23 protein-coding genes are annotated in these 24,307 nt (G+C 74.0%); 11 read left to right on the top strand and 12 right to left on the bottom strand.

Translation table 11 applies throughout. The annotated features are described in order from the left end of the window. Positions 1–438, bottom strand: a complete 438-nt coding sequence (locus tag ACFYQQ_RS36615; RefSeq protein WP_355790887.1) for a hypothetical protein — start codon at positions 436–438, stop codon at positions 1–3. Between the two features lie 267 nt (positions 439–705). Between ACFYQQ_RS36615 and ACFYQQ_RS36610 the strand changes: the two genes are divergently transcribed. The 4 genes from ACFYQQ_RS36610 (at position 706) to fxsA (ending at position 4,858) form a co-directional block, all read left to right on the top strand. Continuing rightward, a complete protein-coding gene (locus ACFYQQ_RS36610; RefSeq protein WP_355790884.1) occupies positions 706–1,146 on the top strand; it encodes an Lrp/AsnC family transcriptional regulator in 441 nt (146 codons plus the stop codon). 67 nt (positions 1,147–1,213) lie between these two features. After that, entirely contained in the window at positions 1,214–2,836 is a 1,623-nt protein-coding gene (locus tag ACFYQQ_RS36605; RefSeq protein WP_356166429.1) for an amidohydrolase, read from the top strand. Positions 2,837–3,414: 578 nt separating this feature from the next. Beyond that, positions 3,415–4,206 (top strand): polyprenol monophosphomannose synthase, encoded by a 792-nt coding sequence (locus tag ACFYQQ_RS36600; RefSeq protein ID WP_355795155.1) that lies wholly within the window; start codon positions 3,415–3,417, stop codon positions 4,204–4,206. A gap of 73 nt (positions 4,207–4,279) precedes the next feature. Beyond that, positions 4,280–4,858 (top strand): FxsA family membrane protein, encoded by a 579-nt coding sequence (fxsA, locus tag ACFYQQ_RS36595; protein ID WP_355795153.1) that lies wholly within the window; start codon positions 4,280–4,282, stop codon positions 4,856–4,858. 179 nt (positions 4,859–5,037) lie between these two features. On the opposite strand, the gene ACFYQQ_RS36590 is transcribed toward fxsA, so the two are convergent. From ACFYQQ_RS36590 to ACFYQQ_RS36575, 4 genes are all read right to left on the bottom strand, one after another. Further along, the gene (locus ACFYQQ_RS36590; protein WP_003977404.1) at positions 5,038–5,412 is read right to left on the bottom strand and encodes an RNA polymerase-binding protein RbpA; all 375 of its coding nucleotides are present in this window, start codon (positions 5,410–5,412) and stop codon (positions 5,038–5,040) included. A 255-nt stretch (positions 5,413–5,667) separates the two neighbouring features. Next, a complete protein-coding gene (locus ACFYQQ_RS36585) occupies positions 5,668–7,014 on the bottom strand; it encodes an MFS transporter (protein ID WP_355792434.1) in 1,347 nt (448 codons plus the stop codon). A 42-nt stretch (positions 7,015–7,056) separates the two neighbouring features. After that, positions 7,057–7,824 carry a glycerophosphodiester phosphodiesterase gene (locus tag ACFYQQ_RS36580; RefSeq protein WP_355792437.1) on the bottom strand — a complete coding sequence of 256 codons (768 nt, stop codon included), beginning with the start codon at positions 7,822–7,824 and terminating at the stop codon, positions 7,057–7,059. Beyond that, positions 7,821–8,519 (bottom strand): hypothetical protein, encoded by a 699-nt coding sequence (locus ACFYQQ_RS36575; protein ID WP_355792440.1) that lies wholly within the window; start codon positions 8,517–8,519, stop codon positions 7,821–7,823. Before ACFYQQ_RS36575 ends, ACFYQQ_RS36580 begins: the two co-directional genes overlap by 4 nt. Before the next feature lie 64 nt (positions 8,520–8,583). Between ACFYQQ_RS36575 and ACFYQQ_RS36570 the strand changes: the two genes are divergently transcribed. Next, positions 8,584–10,083: a PLP-dependent aminotransferase family protein gene (locus ACFYQQ_RS36570; RefSeq protein WP_356166422.1), complete on the top strand. Its 1,500-nt coding sequence runs from the start codon at positions 8,584–8,586 to the stop codon at positions 10,081–10,083. A 15-nt stretch (positions 10,084–10,098) separates the two neighbouring features. On the opposite strand, the gene ACFYQQ_RS36565 is transcribed toward ACFYQQ_RS36570, so the two are convergent. Both ACFYQQ_RS36565 and ACFYQQ_RS36560 read right to left on the bottom strand, forming a co-directional pair. Continuing rightward, positions 10,099–11,763, bottom strand: coding sequence for a hypothetical protein (locus ACFYQQ_RS36565; RefSeq protein WP_356166419.1), 1,665 nt, complete (start codon positions 11,761–11,763; stop codon positions 10,099–10,101). 37 nt (positions 11,764–11,800) lie between these two features. Further along, positions 11,801–11,995, bottom strand: a complete 195-nt coding sequence (locus tag ACFYQQ_RS36560; protein WP_121404479.1) for a hypothetical protein — start codon at positions 11,993–11,995, stop codon at positions 11,801–11,803. A gap of 338 nt (positions 11,996–12,333) precedes the next feature. Between ACFYQQ_RS36560 and ACFYQQ_RS36555 the strand changes: the two genes are divergently transcribed. The 4 genes from ACFYQQ_RS36555 to ACFYQQ_RS36540 all read left to right on the top strand — a co-directional run bounded on the left by ACFYQQ_RS36555 (position 12,334) and on the right by ACFYQQ_RS36540 (position 16,899). After that, positions 12,334–12,726 carry an ankyrin repeat domain-containing protein gene (locus ACFYQQ_RS36555; protein WP_355782597.1) on the top strand — a complete coding sequence of 131 codons (393 nt, stop codon included), beginning with the start codon at positions 12,334–12,336 and terminating at the stop codon, positions 12,724–12,726. A 301-nt stretch (positions 12,727–13,027) separates the two neighbouring features. After that, complete coding sequence (locus ACFYQQ_RS36550; RefSeq protein WP_355782600.1) at positions 13,028–14,446, top strand: HEAT repeat domain-containing protein; 1,419 nt, start codon at positions 13,028–13,030, stop codon at positions 14,444–14,446. A 138-nt stretch (positions 14,447–14,584) separates the two neighbouring features. After that, positions 14,585–15,709, top strand: coding sequence for a glycosyltransferase family 1 protein (locus tag ACFYQQ_RS36545; RefSeq protein ID WP_356166413.1), 1,125 nt, complete (start codon positions 14,585–14,587; stop codon positions 15,707–15,709). Further along, positions 15,706–16,899, top strand: a complete 1,194-nt coding sequence (locus ACFYQQ_RS36540) for a glycosyltransferase (protein ID WP_388906848.1) — start codon at positions 15,706–15,708, stop codon at positions 16,897–16,899. Before ACFYQQ_RS36545 ends, ACFYQQ_RS36540 begins: the two co-directional genes overlap by 4 nt. A 29-nt stretch (positions 16,900–16,928) precedes the next feature. Here the strand turns inward: ACFYQQ_RS36540 and ACFYQQ_RS36535 are convergent, their stop codons facing one another. Genes ACFYQQ_RS36535 through ACFYQQ_RS36515 form a run of 5 tightly spaced genes read right to left on the bottom strand, consistent with a single transcriptional unit; the run spans position 16,929 to position 21,330 of the window. Further along, the gene (locus ACFYQQ_RS36535) at positions 16,929–17,801 is read right to left on the bottom strand and encodes a biotin-dependent carboxyltransferase family protein (RefSeq protein WP_356166407.1); all 873 of its coding nucleotides are present in this window, start codon (positions 17,799–17,801) and stop codon (positions 16,929–16,931) included. Beyond that, positions 17,798–18,415 carry an allophanate hydrolase subunit 1 gene (locus ACFYQQ_RS36530; RefSeq protein ID WP_356166405.1) on the bottom strand — a complete coding sequence of 206 codons (618 nt, stop codon included), beginning with the start codon at positions 18,413–18,415 and terminating at the stop codon, positions 17,798–17,800. The genes ACFYQQ_RS36535 and ACFYQQ_RS36530 overlap by 4 nt, the downstream gene beginning before the upstream one ends. After that, positions 18,412–19,170 (bottom strand): 5-oxoprolinase subunit PxpA, encoded by a 759-nt coding sequence (locus tag ACFYQQ_RS36525; protein ID WP_356166402.1) that lies wholly within the window; start codon positions 19,168–19,170, stop codon positions 18,412–18,414. The genes ACFYQQ_RS36530 and ACFYQQ_RS36525 overlap by 4 nt, the downstream gene beginning before the upstream one ends. Before the next feature lie 19 nt (positions 19,171–19,189). Further along, entirely contained in the window at positions 19,190–20,014 is an 825-nt protein-coding gene (locus ACFYQQ_RS36520; RefSeq protein WP_355792568.1) for a putative hydro-lyase, read from the bottom strand. Beyond that, complete coding sequence (locus ACFYQQ_RS36515) at positions 20,011–21,330, bottom strand: MFS transporter (RefSeq protein ID WP_355792565.1); 1,320 nt, start codon at positions 21,328–21,330, stop codon at positions 20,011–20,013. Before ACFYQQ_RS36515 ends, ACFYQQ_RS36520 begins: the two co-directional genes overlap by 4 nt. Positions 21,331–21,500: 170 nt before the next feature. Here ACFYQQ_RS36515 and ACFYQQ_RS36510 point away from each other — a divergent pair, with 170 nt between their 5' ends. After that, positions 21,501–22,205, top strand: a complete 705-nt coding sequence (locus tag ACFYQQ_RS36510) for a GntR family transcriptional regulator (protein WP_355792562.1) — start codon at positions 21,501–21,503, stop codon at positions 22,203–22,205. Between the two features lie 252 nt (positions 22,206–22,457). Next, positions 22,458–23,984, top strand: a complete 1,527-nt coding sequence (locus ACFYQQ_RS36505) for a hypothetical protein (protein WP_356166397.1) — start codon at positions 22,458–22,460, stop codon at positions 23,982–23,984. The last annotated feature ends 323 nt before the right edge of the window (positions 23,985–24,307 follow it).

The following is a 24,307-nucleotide window of genomic DNA, read 5'->3' as shown; positions in this document are numbered from 1 at the left end:
TCAGGCGGCGTGACGCCGCATGCCGGGGACCCTCATCGGGCGCGAGCCCGGACCGCCGACGTGCGAGAAGGGCTGCTTCCGCCAGTCGAGCCCCTGAGGGAGCGTCAACAGCAGCGCGGTGTCCTGCTCCTGAGGCTCCGTCGTCTCGTCGGCGGGACGGGCGTCGGCGGCCGAACGGCCCGTACCGGCGCACACCGTCAGCCCGAAGGGGTTCCACGGCGAGGCGCACAGCGCGTGCTCGGGCAGGACCTCCTCGTCCGCGAGGAGCGCGATCGGCTGCGCACAGTCCGGGCAGAACACCCGGTACATCTCGAAGGTGTCGTACGCGTCGAACTCCTCGCCGTCCAGGGCGTCCGGTTCGACACCCTCCGGCTCGGGCTCAAGGACGGGCTGCTGCCTCTTGGGCGTGGAACGACCAGGGCGCTTAAGACTCTGCATGGGATTCTCCCCCTCGGGTGGGCCGACAAGGCGCTGCGACCTCGACCACACCAAGCACTTCCCGTCGGGCCTGCGAGGTAATCGCGAGAACATCACGGAGTGCGCCGCGGAACTGTGGCGTTCGTCACATGCCTCCCGCAGGTGCCCGACCTGGCCGGATCGTCCCTCCCGGACGGCGCCCCGGCGGCGGGCGCCGACATCACGAACCGGCTATGACCTGGGCCGCTCGGTATCCGCCGGGATCAACGCCCTGTAGGTTCTTGCGCCATGGAGGAGCTGGACCGACAGATCGTGCAGCTGCTCGTCGAGGACGGGCGGATGAGCTACACCGACCTGGGCAAGGCCACGGGCCTGTCCACGTCGGCCGTGCACCAGCGGGTGCGCCGGCTGGAGCAGCGCGGCGTGATCCGTGGCTACGCCGCGGTCGTCGACCCGGCCGCCGTGGGGCTGCCCATGACCGCCTTCATCTCGGTGAAGCCCTTCGACCCCAGCGCCCCGGACGACATCGCGGAACGGCTGGCGGGCGTCCCCGAGATCGAGGCCTGCCACAGCGTGGCAGGTGACGAGAACTACATCCTCAAGGTGCGCGTCTCGACGCCGCACGAACTGGAGGAGCTGCTCGCCCGGGTGCGTTCCCTCGCAGGCGTCTCCACCCGCACCACCGTGGTGCTCTCCACCCCGTACGAGGCACGGCCGCCGCGCATCTGACGGCGCCCCGCCCGCTTCCCGGCCCCCGCGCGCGGCCGGGGCGCTCCCAGGGGCGAGACTGGTGCCCATGAGTGAGAGCACCGCCCCGTCGGACACCGTGCTGCTGCGCGGTGGAGAAGTCCACAGCCCCGCGGACCCCTTCGCCACCGCGATGGTCGTCGAGCGCGGGCAGATCGCCTGGGTCGGCTCCGAGGGCGCGGCCGACGCCTTCGCGAGCGGCGTCGACGACGTCGTGGACCTCGGTGGCGCCCTCGTCACCCCCGCGTTCACCGACGCCCACGTCCACACCACCGCCACCGGGCTCGCCCTCACCGGCCTCGACCTGTCCGGTGCCCCCTCCCTGGACGCCGCCCTCGCCCTCGTCCGCGACTTCGCCGCCGCCCGGCCCGCCGACCGGGTCCTGCTCGGCCACGGCTGGGACGCCGCCCGCTGGTCCGACGGGAGGCCCCCGACCCGCGCCGAACTCGACGAGGCGACCGGCGGGCGCCCGCTCTACCTCTCCCGCATCGACGTCCACTCCGCCGTCGTCACCACGGCGCTGCTCGACCTGGTGCCCGGCGTCACCGGCCGCGCCGGGTACGCGGACGGACCGCTGACCCGCGACGCCCACCACGCCGTGCGCGCCGCCGCGTTCGGGGCCGTCACCCCCGCGCAGCGCACCGAGGCGCAGCGCGCCGCGCTCACCCACGCCGCCTCGCTCGGCATCGGCTCCGTCCACGAGTGCGCCGGCCCCGAGATCTCCTCCGAGGACGACTTCACCGGGCTGCTGGCCCTCGCCGCCGAGCAGCCGGGCCCCCGCGTCGTCGGCTACTGGGCAGAGCACGGCGACGAGGGCATCGCCCGGGCCCGTGCCCTGGGAGCGGTCGGCGCCGCCGGCGACCTCTTCGTCGACGGGGCGCTCGGCTCGCACACCGCCTGCCTCCACCAGCCGTACGCCGACACCGCCCACACCGGCACCGCCTACCTGGACGCCGCCGCCGTCGCCGCGCACGTCGTCGGGTGCACCGAGGCCGGACTCCAGGCGGGGTTCCACGCCATCGGGGACGCCGCCGTCACCGCCGTGGTCGACGGCATGCGCGCCGCCGCCGAGAAGGTCGGACTCGCCCGCGTGCGCGCCGCCCGCCACCGCGTCGAGCACGCCGAGATGCTCACCCCCGAGACCGTCGCCGCCTTCGCCGAACTGGGCCTCACCGCCTCCGTGCAGCCCGCCTTCGACGCCCTGTGGGGCGGCGAGGACGGCATGTACGCCCAGCGCCTCGGCGCCGAACGGGCCCGTACCCTCAACCCGTTCGCGGCGCTGCTGCGCGCCGGCGTCCCGCTCGCCTTCGGCTCCGACAGCCCCGTGACCCCCCTCGACCCGTGGGGCACCGTCCGCGCCGCCGCCTTCCACCGCACCCCGGCCCACCGCGTGTCCGTGCGCGCCGCGTTCACGGCGCATACGCGCGGCGGCTGGCGCGCCGTCGGACGGGACGACGCGGGTGTTCTGGTCCCCGGAGCCCCCGCGGACTACGCCGTGTGGCGCACCGAGGAACTCGTCGTCCAGGCACCCGACGACCGTGTGGCGCGCTGGTCCACCGACCCCCGCTCCGGCACGCCCGGGCTGCCCGACCTGACCCCGGGCGCCGACCTCCCGGTCTGCCTGCGCACGGTCGTCGGCGGCCGGACGGTATTCGTACGGCCGGACGAGTGATGTGCCGGGCCCGCGCGGCGGTGGCCGGGGCGCTCCGGCGCGGCGCGCGACCTGGGCATCCTCCGCACTGACCAGGCAGTTGACCGAATAACCGCAGGTCAGGCGACTGTTGACAGCCGACTGCGGGAGGCGGGTAGGTTCGGCCGGGTCCACCACCGGAGGTCCGGCCGGGGAACTTCACGCAGTCGCCGCAGCGCCGCTGGGTCAGGGATGGTGTGCCGCACCGGCACACCACCACTGGGTGCCAGGCCCAGCGCACGAGCCGCGGGGCGAGGGAACGTTCCGGCCGGATGGGTCCCTCCCCGCTCCGCCGGAGCGCGGGGGAAGGTGCGACCCGGGTGGGGCCCGGACGTCCAGTAGACAACGGCTTTCGGTCGACCCGCAGCCAGCGGGTCCCTGGTCGGCCCGAAGGGCGCCGGGCCCCGATCCGCAGCGGAGGCGCCGGGCCGGTCCGCGGCCGGCCGCTCCGCCTTCGCCGCTCCGGGGGAACGGACACCCCGTACACGTACGTGCCGGAGCGGCAACGCGGGCCGCGGCCATTATGGTGGACCCCTGCGTACGGACATGAAGGGGCAGTGGTGAACGACGGCGACGGGACCCTCGCGGCAGGAGCCCAGGGGAGACAGTTCGGCCCCCTCGGGACGGCCTTGGTGATCATTCCGACCTACAACGAGGCGGAGAACATCAAGAAGATCGTCGCCCGGGTGCGGGCCGCCGTGCCCGACGCGCACGTCCTCGTGGCCGACGACAACAGCCCGGACGGCACGGGCAAGCTCGCCGACGAGCTGGCCGTCGAGGACGAGCACGTCCAGGTGCTGCACCGCAAGGGCAAGGAGGGCCTCGGCGCCGCCTATCTGGCGGGCTTCCGCTGGGGCATGGAGCACGGCTACGGCGTGCTCATCGAGATGGACGCCGACGGCTCCCACCAGCCCGAGGAACTACCCCGGCTGCTGACCGCCCTCAAGGGCGCCGACCTCGTGCTCGGCTCCCGCTGGGTGCCGGGCGGCCGGGTCGTCAACTGGCCCAAGTCCCGTGAGTTCATCTCCCGCGGCGGCAGCCTGTACTCCCGCGTCCTGCTCGACGTGCCGATCCGGGACGTCACCGGCGGCTACCGCGCCTTCCGCGCGGAGACCCTCAAGGGCCTCGGTCTGGGCGAGGTGGCCTCGCAGGGCTACTGCTTCCAGGTCGACCTCGCCCGCCGTGCCGTGAAGGCCGGCTACCACGTCGTCGAGGTGCCCATCACCTTCGTCGAGCGGGAGCTGGGCGACTCCAAGATGAGCCGCGACATCCTGGTCGAGGCACTGTGGCGGGTCACCACGTGGGGCGTGGGGGAGCGGGTCGGCAAGGTCCTCGGGCGCAAGACCACCTGAACGGCCCCCGGCACCGGCCCCGACTGATCATTCCCTTATCCCGCGCTGAGCCGCGCCCAGGCACACTGGGAGCATGACGACTGGCGTTCCGACCCCCACGCAGCCCGCCCGGCCCCGGCGCTCGCGGCTGCGTACCTTCCTGCCGCTCGGCGTCGCGGCCTGGCTCGTGCTGGAGATCTGGCTGCTGACCGTGGTGGCCGGCGCGGCGGGCGGGGGCACCGTCCTGCTGTTGATCCTCGCGGGCTTCGTGCTGGGCGCGGTCGTGGTCAAGCGGGCCGGACGCCGGGCCTTCAGCAACCTGAACGAGACGCTGCGCCGACAGCAGAGCGGGGTGCCGCCCACGGGCGGCGGCACCCGGGGCAACGGCCCGATGATGCTCGGCGGTCTGCTCCTGATGATGCCGGGGCTGATCTCCGACGCCCTGGGTCTCCTGCTGCTGGTCCCGCCGGTCCAGAAGGCCGTCAGCGCCTACACGGAGCGCGCCGTGGACCGCAGGATGCGCGCGGCCGTCCCCGGCACCTTCCAGGACGCCTTCCGGCAGTCCCGCATCCACCGTCCCGACGGCAAGGTCGTCCAGGGCGAGGTCATCAGGGACGAGGGCCCGCGGGACGAGGGTCCGGCCGTGGACAGCCGCCCGCCGCTCGGCCGCTGACCGGCGCTCCCGCGCCGCCACGGCGGCGCGGGAACCAGGGCCGACCGACCGGGCGCAGAACAGAGCCGACCGGGGCGCAGAAGAGAACAGAACGCACGACGACCGCGGGCACCGTACTGAACGTACGGTGCCCGCGGTCGTCGTGCGTGTGTCGGTATGCCGCCCAGCTCCCGGAGGAGTTACGCGGACTTGCGGCTGTCCCGCGGATGTACCGCGATGTTCATCGCGCCTGAGCGCAGAACCGCCAGACGCTCCTCGAGGACCTCTTCGAGTTCCTCTCGGGTACGCCGCTCCATCAGCATGTCCCAGTGCGTACGCGCGGGCTTGGCCTTCTTTTCCTCAGGGCCGTCGCCGTCCACCAGGAGTGCCTGGGCCCCGCAGACCTTGCACTCCCACTCCGGCGGGATCTCCGCCTCGACCGAGAAGGGCATCTCAAACCGGTGCCCCTTCTCGCATGCGTACTCCACGGCCTGGCGCGGGGCCAGGTCGATGCCGCGGTCCGTCTCGTAGCTGGTCACCACGAGGCGCGTGCCGCGAAGAGCTCGCTCACTCATGAATCGTGCCTCCCGGGCTTGTCGCCCACAGGACAGGTGTCGCTGTCGTCGTCATCCGGTCAACGTCCGGTCGGCGGTAAAGATTCCCGTTGTGGGTCATGCGTCGCCGTCGTAGCCGCCCCTTGTTGTACCCACCAGCGCCCGGTTTGTCACATCTGACAGAAGATGTCACCCGGCGTTTCGTGTTCTTTGACGCGCAGTAACGGTACGCCAGGCAGGCCAAACGCGTACACTACCGGCCTTTGGCGTCGCGCGCTAAATCCTGGCCGGTTCGGGATTGCCCGCGTCGCGCACGGCCTGCCGTACCGGGACCCGCGCGAGCAGCACGAACCCGAGGACGAAGAAGGCCACGAGGGACACGATCGCGTCCCGGTAACTCCCGGTCAGCTGGTAGGTGAGCCCGAACAGGAGCGGGCCCAGCCAGCTCATCCCGCGGTCGCTCATCTCGTACGCGGAGAAGTACTCGGCCTCCTTCCCGCTCGGCACCAGATGCGAGAACAGCGAGCGGGACAGGGCCTGGCTGCCGCCGAGGACGAGACCGATGCCGGCGGCGAGGACGAAGAACCACACGGGCGCGCCGGCCGGCAGGAAGTATCCCGCGCCGAGGGTCGCGGTCCAGGCGACCAGTGAGCCGAGGATCGTGCGCTTGGCGCCGTACGTGCGCGCCAGCCGCCCCATGCCGAGCGCGCCCGCCACGGCGAGCACCTGGACCAGCAGGACGGCGACGATCAGGGTGGACTGGTCGAGGCCCAGTTCCTCAGAGCCGTACACCGACGCCTGCGAGATCACCGTCTGGATGCCGTCGTTGTAGACGAGGTACGCGAGCAGGAAGGCGAGCGTGAGCGGCTGCCGGCGCATGTCCCGGACCGTGGAGGCCAGCTGCCGCCAGCCGTTCACCGGGGGCCCCGTCGGCGCCGTACGGCGGTCGCGCAGGGCGCGCAGCGGTACGAGGGTGAAGGCGCCCCACCAGATGCCCGCCGAGGCCAGGCAGATGCGGACGGCCGCCGACTCGGAGAGGCCGAAGCTGTCGTGGGCGGTGAACAGGACGAGGTTCGCGACCAGGACCAGCGAACCCGCCGCATAGCCGAACGCCCAGCCGCGGGAGGAGACCGCGTCGCGCTCCTCGGGCGGGGCGATCTGCGGCAGGTAGGAGTTGTAGAGGGCCATCGAGACCGCCAGCGAGGCGTTGGCGACGATCAGCAGCAGTCCGCCCAGGAGGTAGCGGTCGCCGTCCAGGAAGAACATGCCCGCGGTGGCGGCGGCGCCCACGTACGCGGCGGCCGCCAGCAGCGGCTTCTTGCGGCCCGTGCGGTCGGCGGCGGCTCCCGCCAGCGGCATCACGAAGATCGCCAGGATCACGGACGCCGACACGGAGTACGCGAAGAAGGAGCCGGCGCGGACCGGGACGCCCAGGGGGTGCACGAAGCCGTCCGCGTCCGCCGCCGACTTGGCTACCGAGGTCAGATAGGGGCCGAGGAAGACGGTCAGCACACTCGTCGAGTAGACGGAGCACGCCCAGTCGTAGACGTACCAGCCGCGTTGTTCGCGTCGCCGCCCGGTGGCCTCGTCGGCCTCCGTCGCCCGCACGGTGTCGGTGCCCAACCCGCGCCCCTCGCTCTCCGTGGATGCACGGTGCGCGGGGGCTCAGACCCAGGTGCCCCGGTCCTCCAGGACTTCGCGCAGCGTGTCGATGTGATCGGTCATGATGCCATCCACGCCCAGGTCCAGGAGCCGGTGCATGCGAGCGGGCTCGTTCACCGTCCACACGTGCACCTGGAGGCCGCGCGCGTGGGCGGTGCGCACGAAGCGGCGGTCGACGACGGTCACGCCGGACTGGGTCTCCGGCACCTGGGCCGCGACCGCGGGACGGCGCGGGACGGCGGGCATCCCGTACGAGCGCAGACGCAGGCCGAGGACGCCGCGGGTGCCGTAGGAGGTGGCGAGGCGGGGTCCTGCCAGGCGCTGGGCGCGGGCCACTCGCGCCTCGGAGAAGGAGCCGACGCAGACGCGGTCCCAGGAGGCCGTGCGCTCGATGAGACTCAGCAGGGGGAGCAGCGCCCCTTCGGCCTTGACGTCGACGTTCCAGCGGACCCCGGGGAAGGTGTCGAGGAGTTCCTCGAAGAGGGGTACCGGTTCGCGGCCCGCCACGCGCGCGTGGCGCACCTCGTCCCAGGGGAGGTCGGCGAGCCGGCCCGCCCCGTCCGTCACCCGGTCCAGGGTGCTGTCGTGGAAGGCGACGAGCCGGCCGTCCGCCGTGACGTGCACGTCCGTCTCCATGTAGCGGTACCCCGCCTCGACCGCCCGGCGGAACTGGAACAGGGTGTTCTCCAGGCCCTCCGCCGTCCCGCCCCGGTGGGCGAAGGGGATCGGGCCGGGGTGGTCGAGGTAGGGATGGCGTATGCGGGTGCTCACCCGGGCAGTATCGCGCGCTCCGGTTGACCGGCGGCGACGACCGTGCTGCCGGGCGGTGCCGGCGCGGGGGCGAACACGCGCAGGAAGAGCTGGGCCAGCGGGCCGATCGCCAGCGCGTACAGGACGGTGCCCACCCCGACGGTGCCGCCGAGGGCGAAGCCGGTGGCCACCACGGTCACCTCGACAGAGGTGCGCATCAGGCGGATCGAGCGGCCGGTGCGCCGGTGCAGGCCCGTCATCAGGCCGTCGCGCGGGCCGGGACCGAAGCCCGCCGTGATGTAGAGGCCCGTCGCCACTCCGTTCAGCACGATGCCCACGACCAGCAGCGTGACCCGGACCGTCAGGCCGTGCGCCTCCGGCACGAGGGCGAGGGTGCCGTCCATGGCCACCCCGACCACGAAGACGTTGGAGACCGTGCCGAGCCCCGGCCGCTGGCGCAGCGGGATCCACAGGAGCAGCACCGCCGCCCCGACGATGATCGACACCACTCCGATGGTCAGCCCGGTCAGCTCCGCGAGACCCTGGTGGAGCACGTTCCACGGCTCCAGACCGAGGCCGGACCGCACCAGGAGCGCCGAACTGGCGCCGTACAGGGCGAGGCCCGCGTACAGCTTGACGAGCCGGAGGGGCAGCCGCCCGGACCCGGAATGTGTGGACAAAGGAATCCCCCGTGTGGTGGCAGTGGCCTGACGCATGACACTCTGTGGCGTGGAAACGGTCGTCATCCATGGCCAATTCGGGGAAGGTGGACTGGTCGACATGGTGCAGTGGACTTCGGCGGTGGGAGCGGCGCAGCTCGCCCGGCTCCTCACCTCGCAGCAGGACCGCCCCGCCGGCCCCGGCACCCGCCGCCCGCCGGCCTACCGCGCGCTCGCCGACGGCATCCGGCTGCTCGTGCTGGAGGGCCGCGTACCGGTCGCCGCCCGGCTGCCCGCCGAGCGTGAACTGGCGCTGGCCCTGACCGTCAGCCGCACCACGGTCGCCGCCGCGTACGAGGCGCTGCGCAGCGAGGGATTTTTGGAGTCCCGGCGCGGAGCGGGCAGCTGGACCGCCGTCCCGGCGGGCAACCCGCTGCCCGCGCGGGGCCTGGAACCGCTGCCGCCCGAGGCGCTGGGCTCCATGATCGACCTCGGCACCGCGGCCCTGCCCGCGCCCGAGCCGTGGCTCACCCGCGCCGTCCAGGGCGCCCTGGAGGAACTGCCGCCCTACGCGCACACCCACGGCGACTACCCGGCCGGCCTGCCCGCCCTGCGCTCCATGCTCGCCGAGCGGTACACCGCCCGCGGCATCCCGACCATGCCCGAACAGATCATGGTGACCACCGGGGCGATGGGCGCGATCGACGCGATCTGCCACCTGTTCGCCGGCCGCGGCGAACGCATCGCCGTCGAGTCCCCCTCGTACGCCAACATCCTCCAGCTGATGCGCGAGGCCGGGGCCCGACTGGTGCCGGTCGCCATGGCGGAGGGCCTCGCGGGCTGGGACATGGACCGATGGCGCCAGGTGCTGCGGGAGTCCGCGCCCCGCCTCGCGTACGTGGTCGCCGACTTCCACAATCCGACCGGCGCCCTCGCCGACGAGGACCAGCGGAGGCGGCTGGTGGACTCCGCCCGCTCCGCCGGGACCGTGCTGGTCGTCGACGAGACCATGAACGAACTGCACCTGGACGCGGACGTCGAGATGCCGCGCCCGGTGTGCGGCTTCGACCCCGCCGGGTCGACGGTGATCACGGTCGGCTCGGCCAGCAAGGCGTTCTGGGCCGGGATGCGCATCGGCTGGGTGCGCGCGGCCCCCGACGTGATCCGCAGCCTGGTCTCGGCGCGCGCCTACGCCGACCTGGGGACCCCCGTCGTGGAGCAGCTCGCGGTGAACTGGCTGCTGAGCACCGGCGGCTGGGAGCAGGCCGTGGAGGTGCGTCGGGAACAGGCGCGGGAGAACCGCGACGCGCTGGTCGCCGCCGTGCGGCGTGAGCTGCCCGGGTGGGAGTTCTCCGTCCCGCGCGGCGGGCTCACGCTGTGGGTGCGCACCGGGGGCCTGTCGGGCTCGCGGATCGCCGAGGCGGGGGAGCGGGTCGGGGTGCGCGTGCCCTCGGGGCCCCGCTTCGGGGTGGACGGGGCCTTCGAGGGGTACGTGCGGTTGCCGTTCACGGTGTCCGGCGCGGTGGCCGAGGAGGCGGCGGTCCGGCTGGCCGCGGCGGCCCGGCTGGTGGAGACCGGCGCGGGCGGCGGGTCCGACGCGCCGCGCACGTTCGTGGCGTAGGCCGGGCCGGGCGCCTCAGCTCTCCGCGACGGCGACCTCGGTCGGCATGGGCTCCAGGACCGGGACGGGGCGCTTCTTCTCCGTCTCCACGGCGGGCTTCTTCTCCAGCTCCGCCTCCATCTCCGCGTCCGCGTCCGCCTCTCCCGGGACGAGGTGCTCGGGCCCGACCGGAGTCGTGCGCTCCGGCAGCAGGGCCAGCACGGCGCGGCGATGGGCTTCGCTCGTCGCGTCGTCGAACGGGTCCGGGGTGGCCGGGACCTGGAGGCGGTGGACGGGGCCCGAGCCGAGCCGCGCGTAGCCCCGCCCGGGCGGGGTGTCCGGGGTGGGCGTGGTGTGCGGCGGCACACCCAGCACCGCCTGGAGCTGCGCCGCGGACGCCGGGCCGAGGACCACGCGCGCGCGGGTGTGCTGCCGCACCGCGTCGGAGAGGGCGTCGAGGCTGTCGAACTGGTCGGCCACGACGACGGTCACGTTGGCCGCGCGCCCGTGCCGCAGCGGAACCTGGAGCAGGGACTGGGGGTCCTTGCGCCCGTCGGCCGCGGCGAGCAGCCCCAGCGTGCTGGGACGGTCGAGCAGGATCCACAGCGGGCGCCTGATGTCGTCGGGCGCCGGGCGGCCGGCCTGCCGGGCGCGGTTCGCCGCGACGAGCCGCCGCTCCGTCTCGTGCGCCGCCCACTCCAGACTCGTGAACGCGCCGGTCAGGCCGCTCTCGACGGCGAGGACGCCGTCGCGGCCGGTCAGGCACGCGAACTCGCCGGTCCCACCGCCCTCGACGATCAGGACGTCGCCCTGCTGCAGGGCCTGCAGGGCGATCGAGCGGAGCAGGGTGGTCGTACCGCTGCCCGGCTCGCCCGCGACGAGCAGGTGCGGCTCCGTCGAGCGGACGCCCGTGCGCCAGACGACGGGGGGAACGTCGCGCTGCTCCTCGCCGTGGGTGACGGGGAGCGTGCGCTGGACGTCGCTCGGGTCGGTGAAGCCGAGGACCGTCTCGCCGGGCGCCGTGACGAATCGCTGGGCGGCGATGTCGGTGGGCAGCGGGGACAGGACGGAGACGGAGAGCTCGTTGCCCTCCTCGTCCCAGACGAAGTGGTACTCGCGGCCGCGGCCCGACTTGGTGTGCAGCAGCTGTTCGACGCGGGCGCGGGACTCCGCCTCGCCGTCCGTGAAGTACGCCGGGTAGCGGACGAGCAGCCGCGAGACGCGGCCGGTGTCGTCGAACTCGTAGGACGGGAATGCCTGCTCCCACTCGCCGCCGTGGGCGTAGAGGGGGGCGGGGTCCTCCGCCGTCGAGAAGTACGGGACGAGCGCCTCGTACAGCGACTGCAGGCGCTTGGTCTGCGGCTCGTCGGGGCCCGTGGGCTGCGACGGCCGCCGTTCGCGGCCCTTCCAGGCCGCCGCCGCCATCACCGTGACGACGGCGAGCAGCGGCCCGTACGGCACGAGGGCCACGACCAGTACCACCGAAGCGACCAGGAACAGGAGCGGCCCGCGCCGGTCCTTCGGTGTGTCGGCCCACCTGCGCCGCCCGGCTCCAGCCAGCCGGCGCAGACCACGAGTGATCGTGATGAGTGGGTGGAGGACATCGGTGGCGCTGTCGGCCGCCGTCCGGGCCAGCTCCCGGCTCCGGGCGATCTGTGCGCTGCCGTTGCTCAGAATGCGGGGAAGAGGGCGCCGCGCCACTGGTGTCTCCTGATCGTGCGTGCGTAGGGGAGGGGCGTCAGAACTTGATTCCGCCGAGGAGCCCCGCGAGGCTCTCGCCGCCTGCCTTGATGCTCGGCGCGATGGCCGTGCTGGCGAGGTAGAAGCCGAAGAGCGCGGAGACCATGGCGTGTGACGCCTTCAGGCCGTCCTTGCGGAAGAAGAGGAAGACGATGATGCCGAGGAGGACGACGCCGGAGATGGACAGGATCATTTTTGGCTCCTGGTTGTGGGGACAGTCACCATGAGTTCTTCCAGGCTCACAGCATGTATCCATACGATAAAAGGTGCAACTGAGTGAAATTCCCCAGATTTCGCCCGGACGGCCGAGCCGTCGGAGCCGCCCGGGACCCGCTGACGCCTCCGGCGGCGCCCGTGGTGATCTTTGCCTCGGACGGCACCGCTCATGTGCCGCCGAAGCCAGTACGCTGGCGATTCACCCGTACGGCCGCGCCGTTCACCGTCGTACCCTCCCGGGCACGACGGTGCCGCTCGCTGTCGTAAGCTCCCGCAGTCCCCAGAAGCACTCGTAAGTGAGAGGCGGTCCGGCCGATGAGTGAAGCCCCCGACCCCGAGGTCGTGGAGCTGGCGACCAAGATCTTCGATCTGGCGCGCCGAGGCGAGACCGAGGCCCTCGTGGAGTACGTCGACGCGGGCGTCCCCGCCGACCTCACGAACGACCGCGGGGACACCCTGGTGATGCTCGCGGCCTACCACGGCCACGCGGACGCGGTGCGGGCCCTGCTGGAGCGCGGCGCCGAGGCGGACCGGATCAACGACCGCGGGCAGACCCCCCTCGCCGGAGCCGTCTTCAAGGGCGAGGAAGCCGTGATCCGGGTCCTCCTGGACGCCGGTGCCGATCCGGCCGCGGGCACCCCCTCGGCCGTCGACACGGCCCGCATGTTCGCCCGGACAGAACTGCTCGAACTGTTCGGCGCACACTGAACTCACTGCCCTGACCAGGCAGAACGCTGAAAACGGGGGAGGCGGTACGGGGCCGCCGGAAATGCGGTCGCGGCGGGAAGAACCGCTGGGTCATCATGACGTCGTGATTCACGGACGCGATGGCTGGGCAGGTGTTGCCGCACCGCGCGGGCCGTGACGCGGCCCGCACGGGCCACCGACGAGAGGCAGAGGAAGATGGTCTACAGCAAGCAGGAAACGGCGGGCGCCCCGACGTGTTGTCACGCGGCCAGGTAAAGCACGATCCCCGGTTGCGTCGACGCTTGATGTGAGGCTGTTTCCCATGTTCGATCCGGTCATAGCGCCCAGCGGTACGCTGCTCGGCCTGCTCCAGAGGGGCCGCGGCGACGGCACGCTGCACGCGCTCACCGCACCGCGAGCCGAAGCGCTCGCGGCGCTCAACCAGTGCGTGCTCCGCGACCCCCGCCACGACTGGCAGGTGGAGAACCGCTCCCTCTACTACGCCCGTCTCTTCCTCGACCTGAGCGGTGAGCTCGACGAGATCGAGCGGCACCTCTTCGACGCCGAGGACATCCTCGACACCTGCGAGTCACGCACGGGCCTCGCCCTCGCGGTCCTCGGCCACCTCGCCTCGTACGGCAGGCGCGACGCGCTGGAACTGCTGCGCAGCTACGCCGCCACCGGCACCAACTGGGCCTGGGCCCTGGACGAGCTCGCCCTGCGTGACGACGACGCGGGCCTGCGCAGTCTCGCCGCCCCCGTCCTCGCGCGGTTCCCCGCCGATCCCGCCGGTGAGGCCGAGCTGGCCGCGCAGGTGCGCGACGCCTTCGAACCCCGGCCCTGGCGGCTGTGGGCCGAGGATCCGCGCCCGTCGATCGGCGCACGCGTGCGTGCCGCCCAGGAACAGGGCTCCTTCGACCGCTGGCAACGGCAGATGCGACCGGCCGGGCCCCGCCCGGGCTGGAGCGTGCGGGCCGTCTTCGACTGGGCCCAGGAGGGCCTCGACCGCGGAGCCGCGCTCCATGTCCCGGCCGCCCGCTGCCTCTCCGCCGTCGCCGGCCCCGAGGACCGTCCGCAGATCGTCGAGGCCGCCCGCGACGGGGACGACGGAGCCCGATGCACCGCCCTGCGCTACCTCGCCGACAGCAATGATCCGGACGTCCTCGACCTGATCGAGGGCGCCGCGGCCGCCGGCACCGCACCGGTCGTGGAGGCCGCCGTGGACGCCTTCGAGCGGATGCGCAGCGTCGCCGCCGTCGACCGGGCCCGGCGCTGGGCACACCGCCCGGACGCCCTGGGAGCCGCCGCGGGCCGGATGCTGGCCTGCCGGGGCGGCGCACAGGACAGCGACCTCGTCCTCGAGGCCCTGCGCGAGGCCGTACGGGGCGAAGGGCCCGACGCGCCGACCCTGTGGACGCTCGTGGACGGCGCCGGACGCCTCGGCATCGCCTGCGCGGGACCCGTACTGCGCCACATCTACCGTGAGACCGCCTCGTCCCAGCTGCGCGGCCGCGCCGCGCGCGCCCTGGCCACCACCGACCCCTCCTTCCCCGCCGGGTTCGCCGTCGAGTGCCTGTGGGACTGCGAGGAGTCCACCCGCGAGGTCGCCGCCCGGCACGCCGAGACCGGTGACGCCCGTGTCGTGGACCAGCTGCGCCGGCTCGCCGCGGACCCCGCCGAGGAGGCCGAGGTGCAGACGGCCGTACGCAGCCGGATCGGACCGGACATGCCCGCCGTGTGAACGCCGGATGACCTGACGACGGGCGGCCGAGGCCGCGGGCCCGGCCGGACGGGCGCGCAGCGCAACGCTCATGGGACGTTCCTCGTCCGGAAAGATCCACGTTGACGCGTCCACGTCCGGCGCGACGACAACACGGTTATGCGTGTCGTCATCGTGACCGAGTCCTTTCCGCCCGACGTGAACGGCGTCGCCCACTGCGCCCTCCAGACCGCCCGGCACCTCGCCGAGCGCGGGCACGCCCCCCTCGTCGTCGCCCCGGCCACCGCGGCCGGGAGCGGGCCCGACGCCCTCGCGCCGTGCCCCGTCGTCCGGGTCCCCTCCCTGCCGCTGCCCGGCTATCCCCAGGTCCGGGTCGCCCTCCCCAGCCGCCGCGTCGCCGCGGCGATCACCGAGCACCGCGCCGACCTCGTCCACCTGGCCGGCCCCTTCGTGCTGGGCGTGCGCGGCATGGCCGCCGCCACCCGGATGCGGATTCCGGCCGTGGCGGTCTACCAGACCGACCTCGCCGGCTACGCCCGTACGTACATGGGGGCGGGGGAGGGCGCCGCCTGGCGGCGCATCCGCGCCGTCCACACCGCCGCCGCCCGCACGCTGGCCCCCTCCAGCGCCGCCCTGCACGACCTGGAGGCGCACGGGGTGCCCCGGGTGCGGCTGTGGCCGCGCGGCGTCGACACCGTCCGCTTCCGCCCGGACCGGCGCGACGAGGCGCTCCGCCGTGAACTCGCGCCCGGCGGCGAGCTGATCGTCGGCTACGTCGGGCGGCTCGCCCCCGAGAAGCAGGTCGAGCTGCTCGCCGGGGTCTGCGGGATGGAGGGCGTGCGGGTCGTGGTGGTGGGCGACGGACCGAGCAGGGCCGCGCTCGACGGGGCTCTGCCGGGCGCCGTCTTCCTCGGCCGCCGCACCGGCGACGACCTCGCCCGGATCTTCGCCTCACTGGACGCCTTCGTGCACACCGGGCCCTTCGAGACCTTCTGCCAGACCGTGCAGGAGGCGATGGCGAGCGCGGTGCCCGTCGTGGCGCCCGCCGCGGGCGGACCGCTGGACCTGGTGGCCCACGGACGCACCGGGCTCCTCGTCCCGCCGCGCGACCCGGCGGCGGTCCGGGACGCGGTGTGGTCGCTCGCCGCCGACCCCGCGCTGCGCGCCGCCTACGGTGCCGCCGGCCGAGACGCGGTAAAGACCCGCACCTGGGCCGCCGTCGGCGACCAGCTCATCGGCCACTACACGGACGTGCTCTCCACTCGGACGGCGGTGGCGGCATGAACCCCCTCACCGGCCAGGACCGTACGAGCCCCGGTACGGGCCTGCGGATCGTGCGGCTCGCCAACTTCGTCGCCCCCGCCTCGGGCGGCCTGCGGACCGCGCTGCGGGAGCTGGGCGCCGGCTACCTCGCGGCCGGGCACCGGCCCGTGCTGATCGTCCCGGGGGAACGCCTCACCGACCACACGACCGAGCAGGGGCGCGTGATCACCCTGCCGGGGCCGCTGCTGCCCGGGACCGGCGGCTACCGGGTCCTCACCGACCGGCGGCGGGTCGCCGCGCTGCTGGAGTCGCTCGCGCCCGACCGACTGGAGGTCTGCGACCGCACCACGCTGCGCTGGACCGGGGTCTGGGCGCGGCGGGCCCGGGTGCCGGCCGTGATGGTCTCCCACGAGACCGCCGACGGAGTGCTGCGGACCTGGGGTCTCCCCGAGGGCCTGGCCCGGCGCGCCGCCGACGCCCTCAACACCCGTACGGCGCACACCTACGCGCGCGTGGTGTGCACCACGGAGTTCGCCGCCCGGGAGTTCGTGCGGATCGGCGCCCGCAACGTCGTACGGGCTCCCCTCGGCGTCGACCTCGCCGGACGGCATCCCGCGCTGCGGGACCCGGGGGTGCGGGCACGGCACGCGCGCGTGGGGGAGACCCTGTTGGTGATGTGCTCCCGGCTGTCGGTCGAGAAGCGGCCCGGCACGGCGCTCGACGCGCTGGAGGCACTGCTGCGGCACGGCCGGCGCGCGGTGCTCGTCGTCGCCGGGGACGGTCCCCTGCGCGCCCGGCTGGAGCTGCGGGCCCGGGAGCGGGCACTGCCCGTGACCTTCCTCGGGCACGTCGCCGACCGGGCGGCGCTGGGCGCGCTCCAGGCGTCCGCCGACGTCTGCCTCGCGCCCGGTCCGGCGGAGACCTTCGGGCTGGCCGCCCTGGAGGCGATGGCCTGCGGCACCCCTGTGGTCGCCAGCGCCTCGTCGGCGCTCACCGAGGTGATCGGGGCCGCGGGTCTCACCGCAGCCGACGACGGCGGGTCCTTCGCGGACGCGGTGCGCTCGCTCCTGGCGCGGCCGGAGGCCGAACGGAGGAGGGCGGCACGCGCGCGTGCCGAGTGCTTCGGCTGGGCCGTCTCCGTGAACGCCTTCCTCGCCGCCCACGACGCGGCGCCCCGGGCCTTCGGCACGCCCGTGCCGCTCCCGGGCTGACCGGCGCCGCCCTCGCCGGGCTCGGGTGCTCAGCCGCGCCGGCGCACCGCCACGAAGCGCAGCGGTGTGCCCGGGACGGCCTGGGCGGCGGCGGGCAGGTCGTTGGGGCGCACGACCGCGATCACCGGGTATCCGCCGGTGGTCGGATGGTCCGCGAGGAAGACCAGGGGCCTGCCGTCCGCCGGCACCTGGACCGCGCCGAGGACGAGGCCCTCGCTGGGGAGTTCGCCCGGCACGGCCCGCTCCAGGGCGGGTCCCTCCGTGCGCAGGCCGATGCGGTTGCTCGCGGAGGACACCGCGTAGGTGCGGCCGGTGAGGGTGCGCAGGGCGGCCTCCGTGAACCAGTCGTCGCGCGGGCCGAGGGTCACGCGCAGCACCAGTTCGGTGGGCGGGGCGGGCTGCGGGGCGACGTCCACCCGCGCGTGCGTGCCGTTCCCGGGTCCCAGCGGCAGGACCGCGCCGTCGGTCAGGGGCGGGGGGCCCAGACCCGAGAGGAGGTCGGTGGAACGGCTGCCCAGGACCGCTTCCACCGCCAGCCCGCCGGAGACAGCCACGTAGCTGCGTACGCCCGCGCGTGCCTGACCCACGTCCAGGAGGGACCCGGCGGCGATCCGGACCGGCGCGCCCCAGGGCACCGGCCGGCCGTCCACCGTGACCGGGCAGGGCGCGCCGCCCACCGCCACGGTGACCGCGCACCGAGGCCGCACCGCGCAGCCGTCGAGCGTGGTCTCCAGGACGGCGGCGTCCGGCCGATTCCCCACCAGCCGGTTCACCAGCGCGGCCGCCGGCCCGTCGAGTGCCCCGGAGCGCGGCACACCGACGTGGGCGTGGCCGGGGCGCCCGCGGTCCTGCACAGTGGTCAGGGCGCCGGCGCGGACGACGGCGAGGGCCAGGTCCGTCATGAGGAGCCCGCCGGGACGAAGCGCACGCGCGTGCCCGGGGCCAGCAGCGCGGCGGGCTCCCGCCGGTGGTCCCACAGGACGGCGTCGGTGGTGCCGATGAGCTGCCAGCCACCGGGCGAGGAGCGGGGGTACACGCCCGTGTACGGGCCCGCGAGGGCGACCGACCCCGCGGGGACCGCCGTCCGCGGGGTCGCACGCCGGGGGACGTCGTAGTGGGAGGGGAGTCCGGTGAGATAGCCGAAGCCGGGCGCGAACCCGCAGAACGCCACGCGGAACGCGGTGGCCCCGTGGATCTCGGCCACCTTCCCCGGCGGCACCTTCCACAGGGCGGCCACCTCGGCCAGGTCGGGGCCGTCGTAGCGCACCGGGATCTCGACGGCCGTGTCCGCGCGGGCGGCCAGGGGCGGGATCGTCCAGCCGCCGAGGCGCTCCGCCAGCCGGGCGGGGTCCGGCACGCCGTCCAGCAGGACCGTGCGCGCCGCCGGCACGATCTCCCCGGCGCTCAGGTCGCCCTCCGCGCGGCGGCGCAGCAGCTCGGCGTGCAGGGCCTGTGCCTCCTCGCCGGAGCCCACCTCGACGAGCAGGGCGTGGTCGCCGACCGCGAGCGTCCTCATGCGAACGCCTCCACGCGGACGCCCGATGACTCCAGGCCGGCCCTGACCCGGCGGGCGAGGTCCACCGCGCCGGGGGTGTCCCCGTGCAGGCACAGGGAGCGGGCCCGGACCGTGACGCGTTCCCCGGAGCGGGTGGCGACCTCACCGGTGCGGGCCAGGCCCAGCGACCGCTCGACGACCACGTCCCCGTCCGTGATCACCGCGCCCTCCTCGGTGCGGGGCACCAGGGTGCCCGCGGAGGTGTAGGCGCGGTCCGCGAACGCCTCCGTGACGGCCGGCAGCCCGGCCTCCGCCGCCAGCTCCAGCAGACGGGAGGACGGCAGCCCGAGGACCGGCAGCGAGCCCCCGGCCAGCAGGACGCCGTCCACGACGGCACGCGCCTGCGCCTCGTCGTGGACCACGCGGTTGTAGAGCGCGCCGTGCGGTTTCACGTACGACACGCGCGTGCCGGCCGCCCGGGCGAAGACCTCCAGGGCGCCGATCTGGTAGGCCACCTCGGCGGCCAGTTCGTCGGGCGGCACGTCCATCGCGCGCCGCCCGAATCCCGCCAGGTCCCGGTAGGAGACCTGGGCCCCGATCCGCACGCCCCGACCGGCCGCGAGCTCACACACCCGCCGCATGGTGATCGCGTCCCCGGCGTGGAAGCCGCAGGCCACGTTGGCGCTCGTGACGACGGACAGCAACTGCTCGTCGTCGGTGAGCCGCCAGCGGCCGAAGCCCTCGCCGAGGTCGGCGTTCAGATCGATCAGGGTCATGGGGTGTCCGTTCTCCTTCTCAGGCTACGCGGTACTGCTCGTCACGGGCGTCGGTGACGAACATCTGCCCAGGGGCGTGGGTGAGGGCGAAGGGCGGGCGCGACGCCATGACCGCGGCCTGGGGCGTCACCCCGCAGGCCCAGAACACCGGGATGTCGTCCGGTTCGGTGTCCACCGGGTCGCCGAAGTCCGGGACGGACAGGTCCCCCACGCCGAGCCCCGCCGGGTCCCCGCAGTACACCGGACTGCCGTGCACCGCGGGGAGCAGGCTGGTCTCCCTGATCGCGGCGGCCAGGTGCCCGGGCGGGACCGGACGCATCGACACCACCATGGGGCCGTGCAGCCGCCCCGCCGGACGGCACTGCCTGCCGGTCACGTACATCGGGACGTTGCGGCCCTGCTCGATGTGGCGCATCGGCACGCCCGCCTCGGTCAGCGCCCACTCGAAGGTGAAGCTGCACCCGATGAGGAACGACACCAGGTCCTCGCGCCAGTGGGTCCGCACGTCCGTCGGTTCGGCCACCAGCTCGCCGTGCTCCCACACGCGGTAGCGGGGCAGGTCGGTGCGCAGGTCCGCGCCCGGTGCCAGCGGTGTGGTCCAGGACCCGGCGTCGGTGACGTCGAGGACCGGACAGGGCTTGGGGTTGCGCTGGCAGAACAGCAGCATGTCGTACGCCCAGTCGGCGGGGACGGAGATCAGGTTGGCCTGCGTGTGGCCCGCGGCGACTCCGGCGGTGGGTCCCGACAGGCCCGAGCGGAAGCGCGCCCGCGCGTCGGCGGGGCTCCACGCGTGCGCGTGGGCGTCCCGCAGGGTCACGGGGCGGTCCTGAGAGGTGCGGTTCACCGGAGCTCCGTCCCGCGCGTCTCGGGCAGTCCCAGCAGGGCCAGGGCGGCCAGCGCGTAGCCGATCGCGCCGAACACCAGGGCGCCGCCGACGCCCCAGCTGCCGGCCAGGAAGCCGACGAGGGTGGGGAAGACGGCGCCCACCGCGCGGCCCGTGTTGTACGTGAACCCCTGGCCCGTGCCGCGCACCGCCGTCGGGTACAGCTCGCTGAGGAACGAGCCGAAGCCGCTGAAGATGGCCGACATGCAGAAGCCGAGGGGGAAACCGAGCACCAGGAGAAGGGTGTTGGCGCCGCTCGGGATGTTCGCGTACGTGAGGATGCCGGCGGCGGAGAGGACCGCGAAGAGCAGGATGTTGCGTTTGCGGCCCAGCCGGTCGGTGAGATAGCCGCCGGTCAGATAGCCGAGGAACGCCCCGGAGATCAGCAACGTGAGGTAGCCGCCGGTGCCGACGACGGACAGGCCCCGCTCGGTCTTCAGGTAGGTGGGCACCCAGGTCGCCAGCGTGTAGTAGCCGCCCTGGACGCCGGTGGACAGCAGGCCCGCGAAGACTGTGGTCCGCAGCAGGCCGGGACCGTCGGCACTCCTGGGCCTGAAGATCGCCGCGAAGGAGCCCTTCTGCGGGTTCCGCCGCCGTTCGGCGGCCGCCTCCGGAGCGTCGTGCACCCGGCGGCGCACCCACACGACGAGCAGCGCGGGCAGCGCGCCCGTCCAGAACATCACCCGCCACGCGAGATCGTCGCCGACGAACTGGAAGACCAGCGTGTAGACGACGACCGCGAGGCCCCAGCCCACGGCCCAGGAACTCTGGATCGCGCCCAGGGTGCGCCCCCGGTGCCTGGGGCTCGCGTACTCGGCGACGAGGATCGCGCCGACCGCCCACTCGCCGCCGAAACCGAGCCCCTGAAGGGCCCGGAACACCAGCAGCGTCTCGTAGTTGGGGGCGAAGCCGCAGGCCACGGTGAAGACGGCGTACGTGATCACCGTGATCATCAGCGCCTGGACCCGGCCGATCCGGTCCGCGACGACACCGGCGACGGCCCCGCCGATCGCGGAGACGACCAGGGTGACCGTGGTGAACAGGCCGGTCTGGCCGCTGTCCAGGCCGAAGTGGGCCGCGAGCGCGACCATGCTCAGCGGCAGCGTGAAGTAGTCGTACGAGTCCAGGGCATAGCCGCCGAACGCGCCGGCGAAGGCGCGGCGGCCCCGCGGGCCGAGCGCGCGCAGCCACCCGAAGGGGCCGTCGGAGGATGGCGGTTCACCCGTGCCGGCCGAGGGGCCGGTCTTCAGGGCCGGTGGCGGAGGAGTCGTGCTCATGGGCACCTCGCAGTGAGGGACGGAGGGTGCGTGAGGACTGAGCCGTGCCGTGCGGAAGCGGTGGCGCCGGACGGGTGCGGTCGGCGCCTGCTCGCCAAGGTAGAGGATCGTTGAACGATCCTTCAATACCCCTGTTGTCTCGTTCTGCGGTCTGCGGTTGAATTCCGGGCATGGCAGAGCTGACCGGACTGGCCGACGACCGCGCCCTGCTGGGCCGCACCAGCACCGCCGAGCGGGTCGCGGACATCCTCAGGAGCCGCATCGCCGAGGGCTTCTTCCCGCCCGGGACCCGGCTGTCCGAGGACAGCATCGGCGGCGCGCTCGGCGTCTCCCGCAACACGCTGCGCGAGGCGTTCAGGCTGCTCACCCATGAGCGGCTGCTCGTGCACGAGCTCAACCGCGGTGTCTTCGTACGGGTGTTGACCGTCGACGACGTGCGGGACATCTACCGCACCCGCACCCTCGTCGAGTGCGCCGTCGTCCGGGGCCTCGGCGCACCGCCGTACGCCGTCGAAGGGCTCGCGGCGGCCGTCGCCGAGGGCCGCCGGGCGGCGCGGGAAGGCGACTGGAAAGGCGTCTCCACGGCCAACATCCACTTCCACCGGGAACTCGTGGCGCTCGCCGGGAGCACCCGCACCGACGAGGTCATGCGCAGCGTCTTCGCCGAACTGCGCCTCGCCTTCCACGTCGTGGACGACCCGCGCCGGCTGCACGAGCCCTATCTGGCCCGCAACCGGCGGATACTCCAGAGCCTGGAGGCCGGCCGGGGCGAGGAGGCCGAGAAGCTCCTCGCGGAGTACCTCGACGACTCGCTCGAAGGACTGGTGGAGGTGTACGCGCGACGCGTCTCCGACCAAGGGACGGGCGGGGCCTGAGGCTGACGTCCTCGGGACCGGCCGGGCGCGCGATCCGCTGCGTCCGTGAGTGCCCGCGCGATGGCGTGGCGGGGTGCGGAAGCGAGGGTTCCGCAGGCGGGCCGCGGTGTGCCGCGAAGGGGCCGGGGCGGGAGAGCGGGGGTCCGGGGAGCGGGGCCCGCGGGCTGTGGCGGCGAGGGGCGGGGCCGCGGGAGCGTGGGCGCTTCTGAGTCGTTTCGACCGTTGTCAGACCGAGGACCTAGTCTGTGCACCGTGACTTCGCCTGCACCGACGGACCGTGTTCCGCCCCAGCTCAGCGCGGGGCCGCGCCCCGCCCCGGGCCCGGCCGCCGACGAGGGTCTGGCGCGGCGGCTTCGCGCGCTCGCCTGCACCGCGCCGCTGCACGACCTCGACGCCCGCAAGGTCAACCTCGCGGGGGAGTACTCGGTGTACGGAATGGCGGAGGTCGCCCTCGCCGCCATCGACCTCGTCACGCTGAACATGGACTTCGACACGGGCGCCGACCACGACCAGATAGTGGCCCGCCTCATCCCCCGCATCGCGGCCCAGGCCCCGCAGCGGCCCGTCGCCGAGCATGAGCGCGTGGCCCGCTGGGTCCTGGAGAACCTGATCAACGTCGGCAGCGTCGACCGCGGCTTCCGCGCCGTGTACGGCACCTTCGCGCCCGACGGTTCCTACGTCCGCCGCGACTACGACTTCAAGCTGATCGAGGAGGTGCCCGGCTACGGGGGGACCGTCTACCTCCGTACGACCGACGAGGCGGTCAACGTCCTCGTCGGCGCCCTCGACACGGACGTCACGAGCGCGCAGATCGCCGCCGAGGTCAAGCTGGAGGTGCTGATCAGCCGGGGCCGGCTCGCCGACGCGCAGCTCGCCGCCGAGCAGGCCCGGTACCGCACCGTGCAGTACTCGGAGACGCTGCGCAGGGCACTGGACGCGACCCGGCGCAACGTACGCGCGGTCGACTGGCTCCAGGCCGTCCCCGACATGATCGCCGAAGCCCTCCACCACGTCGCCGACCGCTACCGCCACGAGAACGCGATCCTCACTAACATCCGCAAGGCCAGAGACGAGTCCGAGGACCCCGAGCAGAAGCGGCGCGCCGCCGAGCTCGTGGACATCGTCAAGGACTGCATCCGCCGGCACACCCTGCTGCAGTCCCGGCTGCTGGAGGCGGGGCCGCTGTTCCGTGCCGAGCAGGACCGGCAGGCCTTCGCGACGCCCATGACCACCTCGGGCATCGATCTGTACGGCCACCTCGTCGCGCCCGTCCTGCCGCTCCCGGTGGAACAGGCGACGCGTGTCACGGACGCCTTCTTCGCGCGCGGGACCGGGCTGCGCACGCCGGTCTCGGTGCGCGTCGGGGACCTCGTGGACATACTGCTGACGCCGCCCATGGAGCGGGAGCACCTCGGCGCCGAGATGCCCGAACCCGACCTGATCGCCACGCCGGACGACAGCCGGTTCAGCGAGGAGCAGCTCGCCGCCGCCATGCACCTGCTCGAACTCCCCGCGGACGCGCCCCGCCGGCTGTCCGGGCTGCTCGCCGAGGCCCGCCGCAAGGACCCCGAACTGCCCTACCTCGTCGCCCTGTTGGCCGTGCACGCGGCCAGCCCGCCGGTCGGCACCGCCTACCGTCAGGGCGAGGAGAAGCTGCTGTTCGCCGTGGACGACGGGACCGAGCTGGACGATCCCGAGTTCGGCGGGGCGGACCTCATCGTCGGGACGGCGCTGCTCGACGCGGCCGGGATGGCCGCCGGCCGGACGGAGGCGGCGTGAACACCGAGCCCGGGCGGCCCGCAGGCCCTGCCCCGTCCACCCACGTGCGTCCAGGGCCCCGCGCCGGCGACCGGCCCCACGCCGGAGAGGCGCCGCACCCGCGCCGCCGTGCCCCGGGGGGCCGGTTGACGGCCCGGCCTGGTGTCGCGCCGCGGGTCGGGCGCCGGTGGACCGGCCTCGGTTTCCGCCTCGGCTCGACCGGTCAGGCCGCCGGACCGGGCCCGCGGCACGCACACGCCAGTGTGGCGTGTCCGCCCGCCCCCGCACCCCGCGCCCCCTACCGGGGCGTCACCCCCGTACCGATGAACCGAGGAGCCTGAGCC

This window comes from Streptomyces sp. NPDC005496, from assembly GCF_042872045.1.
Taxonomy (GTDB): domain Bacteria; phylum Actinomycetota; class Actinomycetes; order Streptomycetales; family Streptomycetaceae; genus Streptomyces.
Note: the sequence above shows the minus strand (reverse complement) of the source record. Positions and strands in the feature narration are given on the sequence as shown.

Excerpts from the sequence above, each read along its gene's own strand:
- ACFYQQ_RS36560 (WP_121404479.1), bottom strand. The coding sequence starts at position 11,995 with ATGATCCTGTCCATCTCCGGCGTCGTCCTCCTCGGCATCATCGTCTTC.
- ACFYQQ_RS36610 (WP_355790884.1), top strand. The coding sequence starts at position 706 with ATGGAGGAGCTGGACCGACAGATCGTGCAGCTGCTCGTCGAGGACGGG.
- ACFYQQ_RS36540 (WP_388906848.1), top strand. The coding sequence starts at position 15,706 with ATGAACCCCCTCACCGGCCAGGACCGTACGAGCCCCGGTACGGGCCTG.
- ACFYQQ_RS36555 (WP_355782597.1), top strand. The coding sequence starts at position 12,334 with ATGAGTGAAGCCCCCGACCCCGAGGTCGTGGAGCTGGCGACCAAGATC.
- ACFYQQ_RS36575 (WP_355792440.1), bottom strand. The coding sequence starts at position 8,519 with ATGCGTCAGGCCACTGCCACCACACGGGGGATTCCTTTGTCCACACAT.
- ACFYQQ_RS36515 (WP_355792565.1), bottom strand. The coding sequence starts at position 21,330 with ATGAGCACGACTCCTCCGCCACCGGCCCTGAAGACCGGCCCCTCGGCC.
- ACFYQQ_RS36590 (WP_003977404.1), bottom strand. The coding sequence starts at position 5,412 with ATGAGTGAGCGAGCTCTTCGCGGCACGCGCCTCGTGGTGACCAGCTAC.
- fxsA (WP_355795153.1), top strand. The coding sequence starts at position 4,280 with ATGACGACTGGCGTTCCGACCCCCACGCAGCCCGCCCGGCCCCGGCGC.
- ACFYQQ_RS36605 (WP_356166429.1), top strand. The coding sequence starts at position 1,214 with ATGAGTGAGAGCACCGCCCCGTCGGACACCGTGCTGCTGCGCGGTGGA.
- ACFYQQ_RS36545 (WP_356166413.1), top strand. The coding sequence starts at position 14,585 with ATGCGTGTCGTCATCGTGACCGAGTCCTTTCCGCCCGACGTGAACGGC.
- ACFYQQ_RS36525 (WP_356166402.1), bottom strand. The coding sequence starts at position 19,170 with ATGACCCTGATCGATCTGAACGCCGACCTCGGCGAGGGCTTCGGCCGC.
- ACFYQQ_RS36615 (WP_355790887.1), bottom strand. The coding sequence starts at position 438 with ATGCAGAGTCTTAAGCGCCCTGGTCGTTCCACGCCCAAGAGGCAGCAG.
- ACFYQQ_RS36550 (WP_355782600.1), top strand. The coding sequence starts at position 13,028 with ATGTTCGATCCGGTCATAGCGCCCAGCGGTACGCTGCTCGGCCTGCTC.
- ACFYQQ_RS36570 (WP_356166422.1), top strand. The coding sequence starts at position 8,584 with ATGGTGCAGTGGACTTCGGCGGTGGGAGCGGCGCAGCTCGCCCGGCTC.
- ACFYQQ_RS36535 (WP_356166407.1), bottom strand. The coding sequence starts at position 17,801 with ATGACGGACCTGGCCCTCGCCGTCGTCCGCGCCGGCGCCCTGACCACT.
- ACFYQQ_RS36530 (WP_356166405.1), bottom strand. The coding sequence starts at position 18,415 with ATGAGGACGCTCGCGGTCGGCGACCACGCCCTGCTCGTCGAGGTGGGC.
- ACFYQQ_RS36510 (WP_355792562.1), top strand. The coding sequence starts at position 21,501 with ATGGCAGAGCTGACCGGACTGGCCGACGACCGCGCCCTGCTGGGCCGC.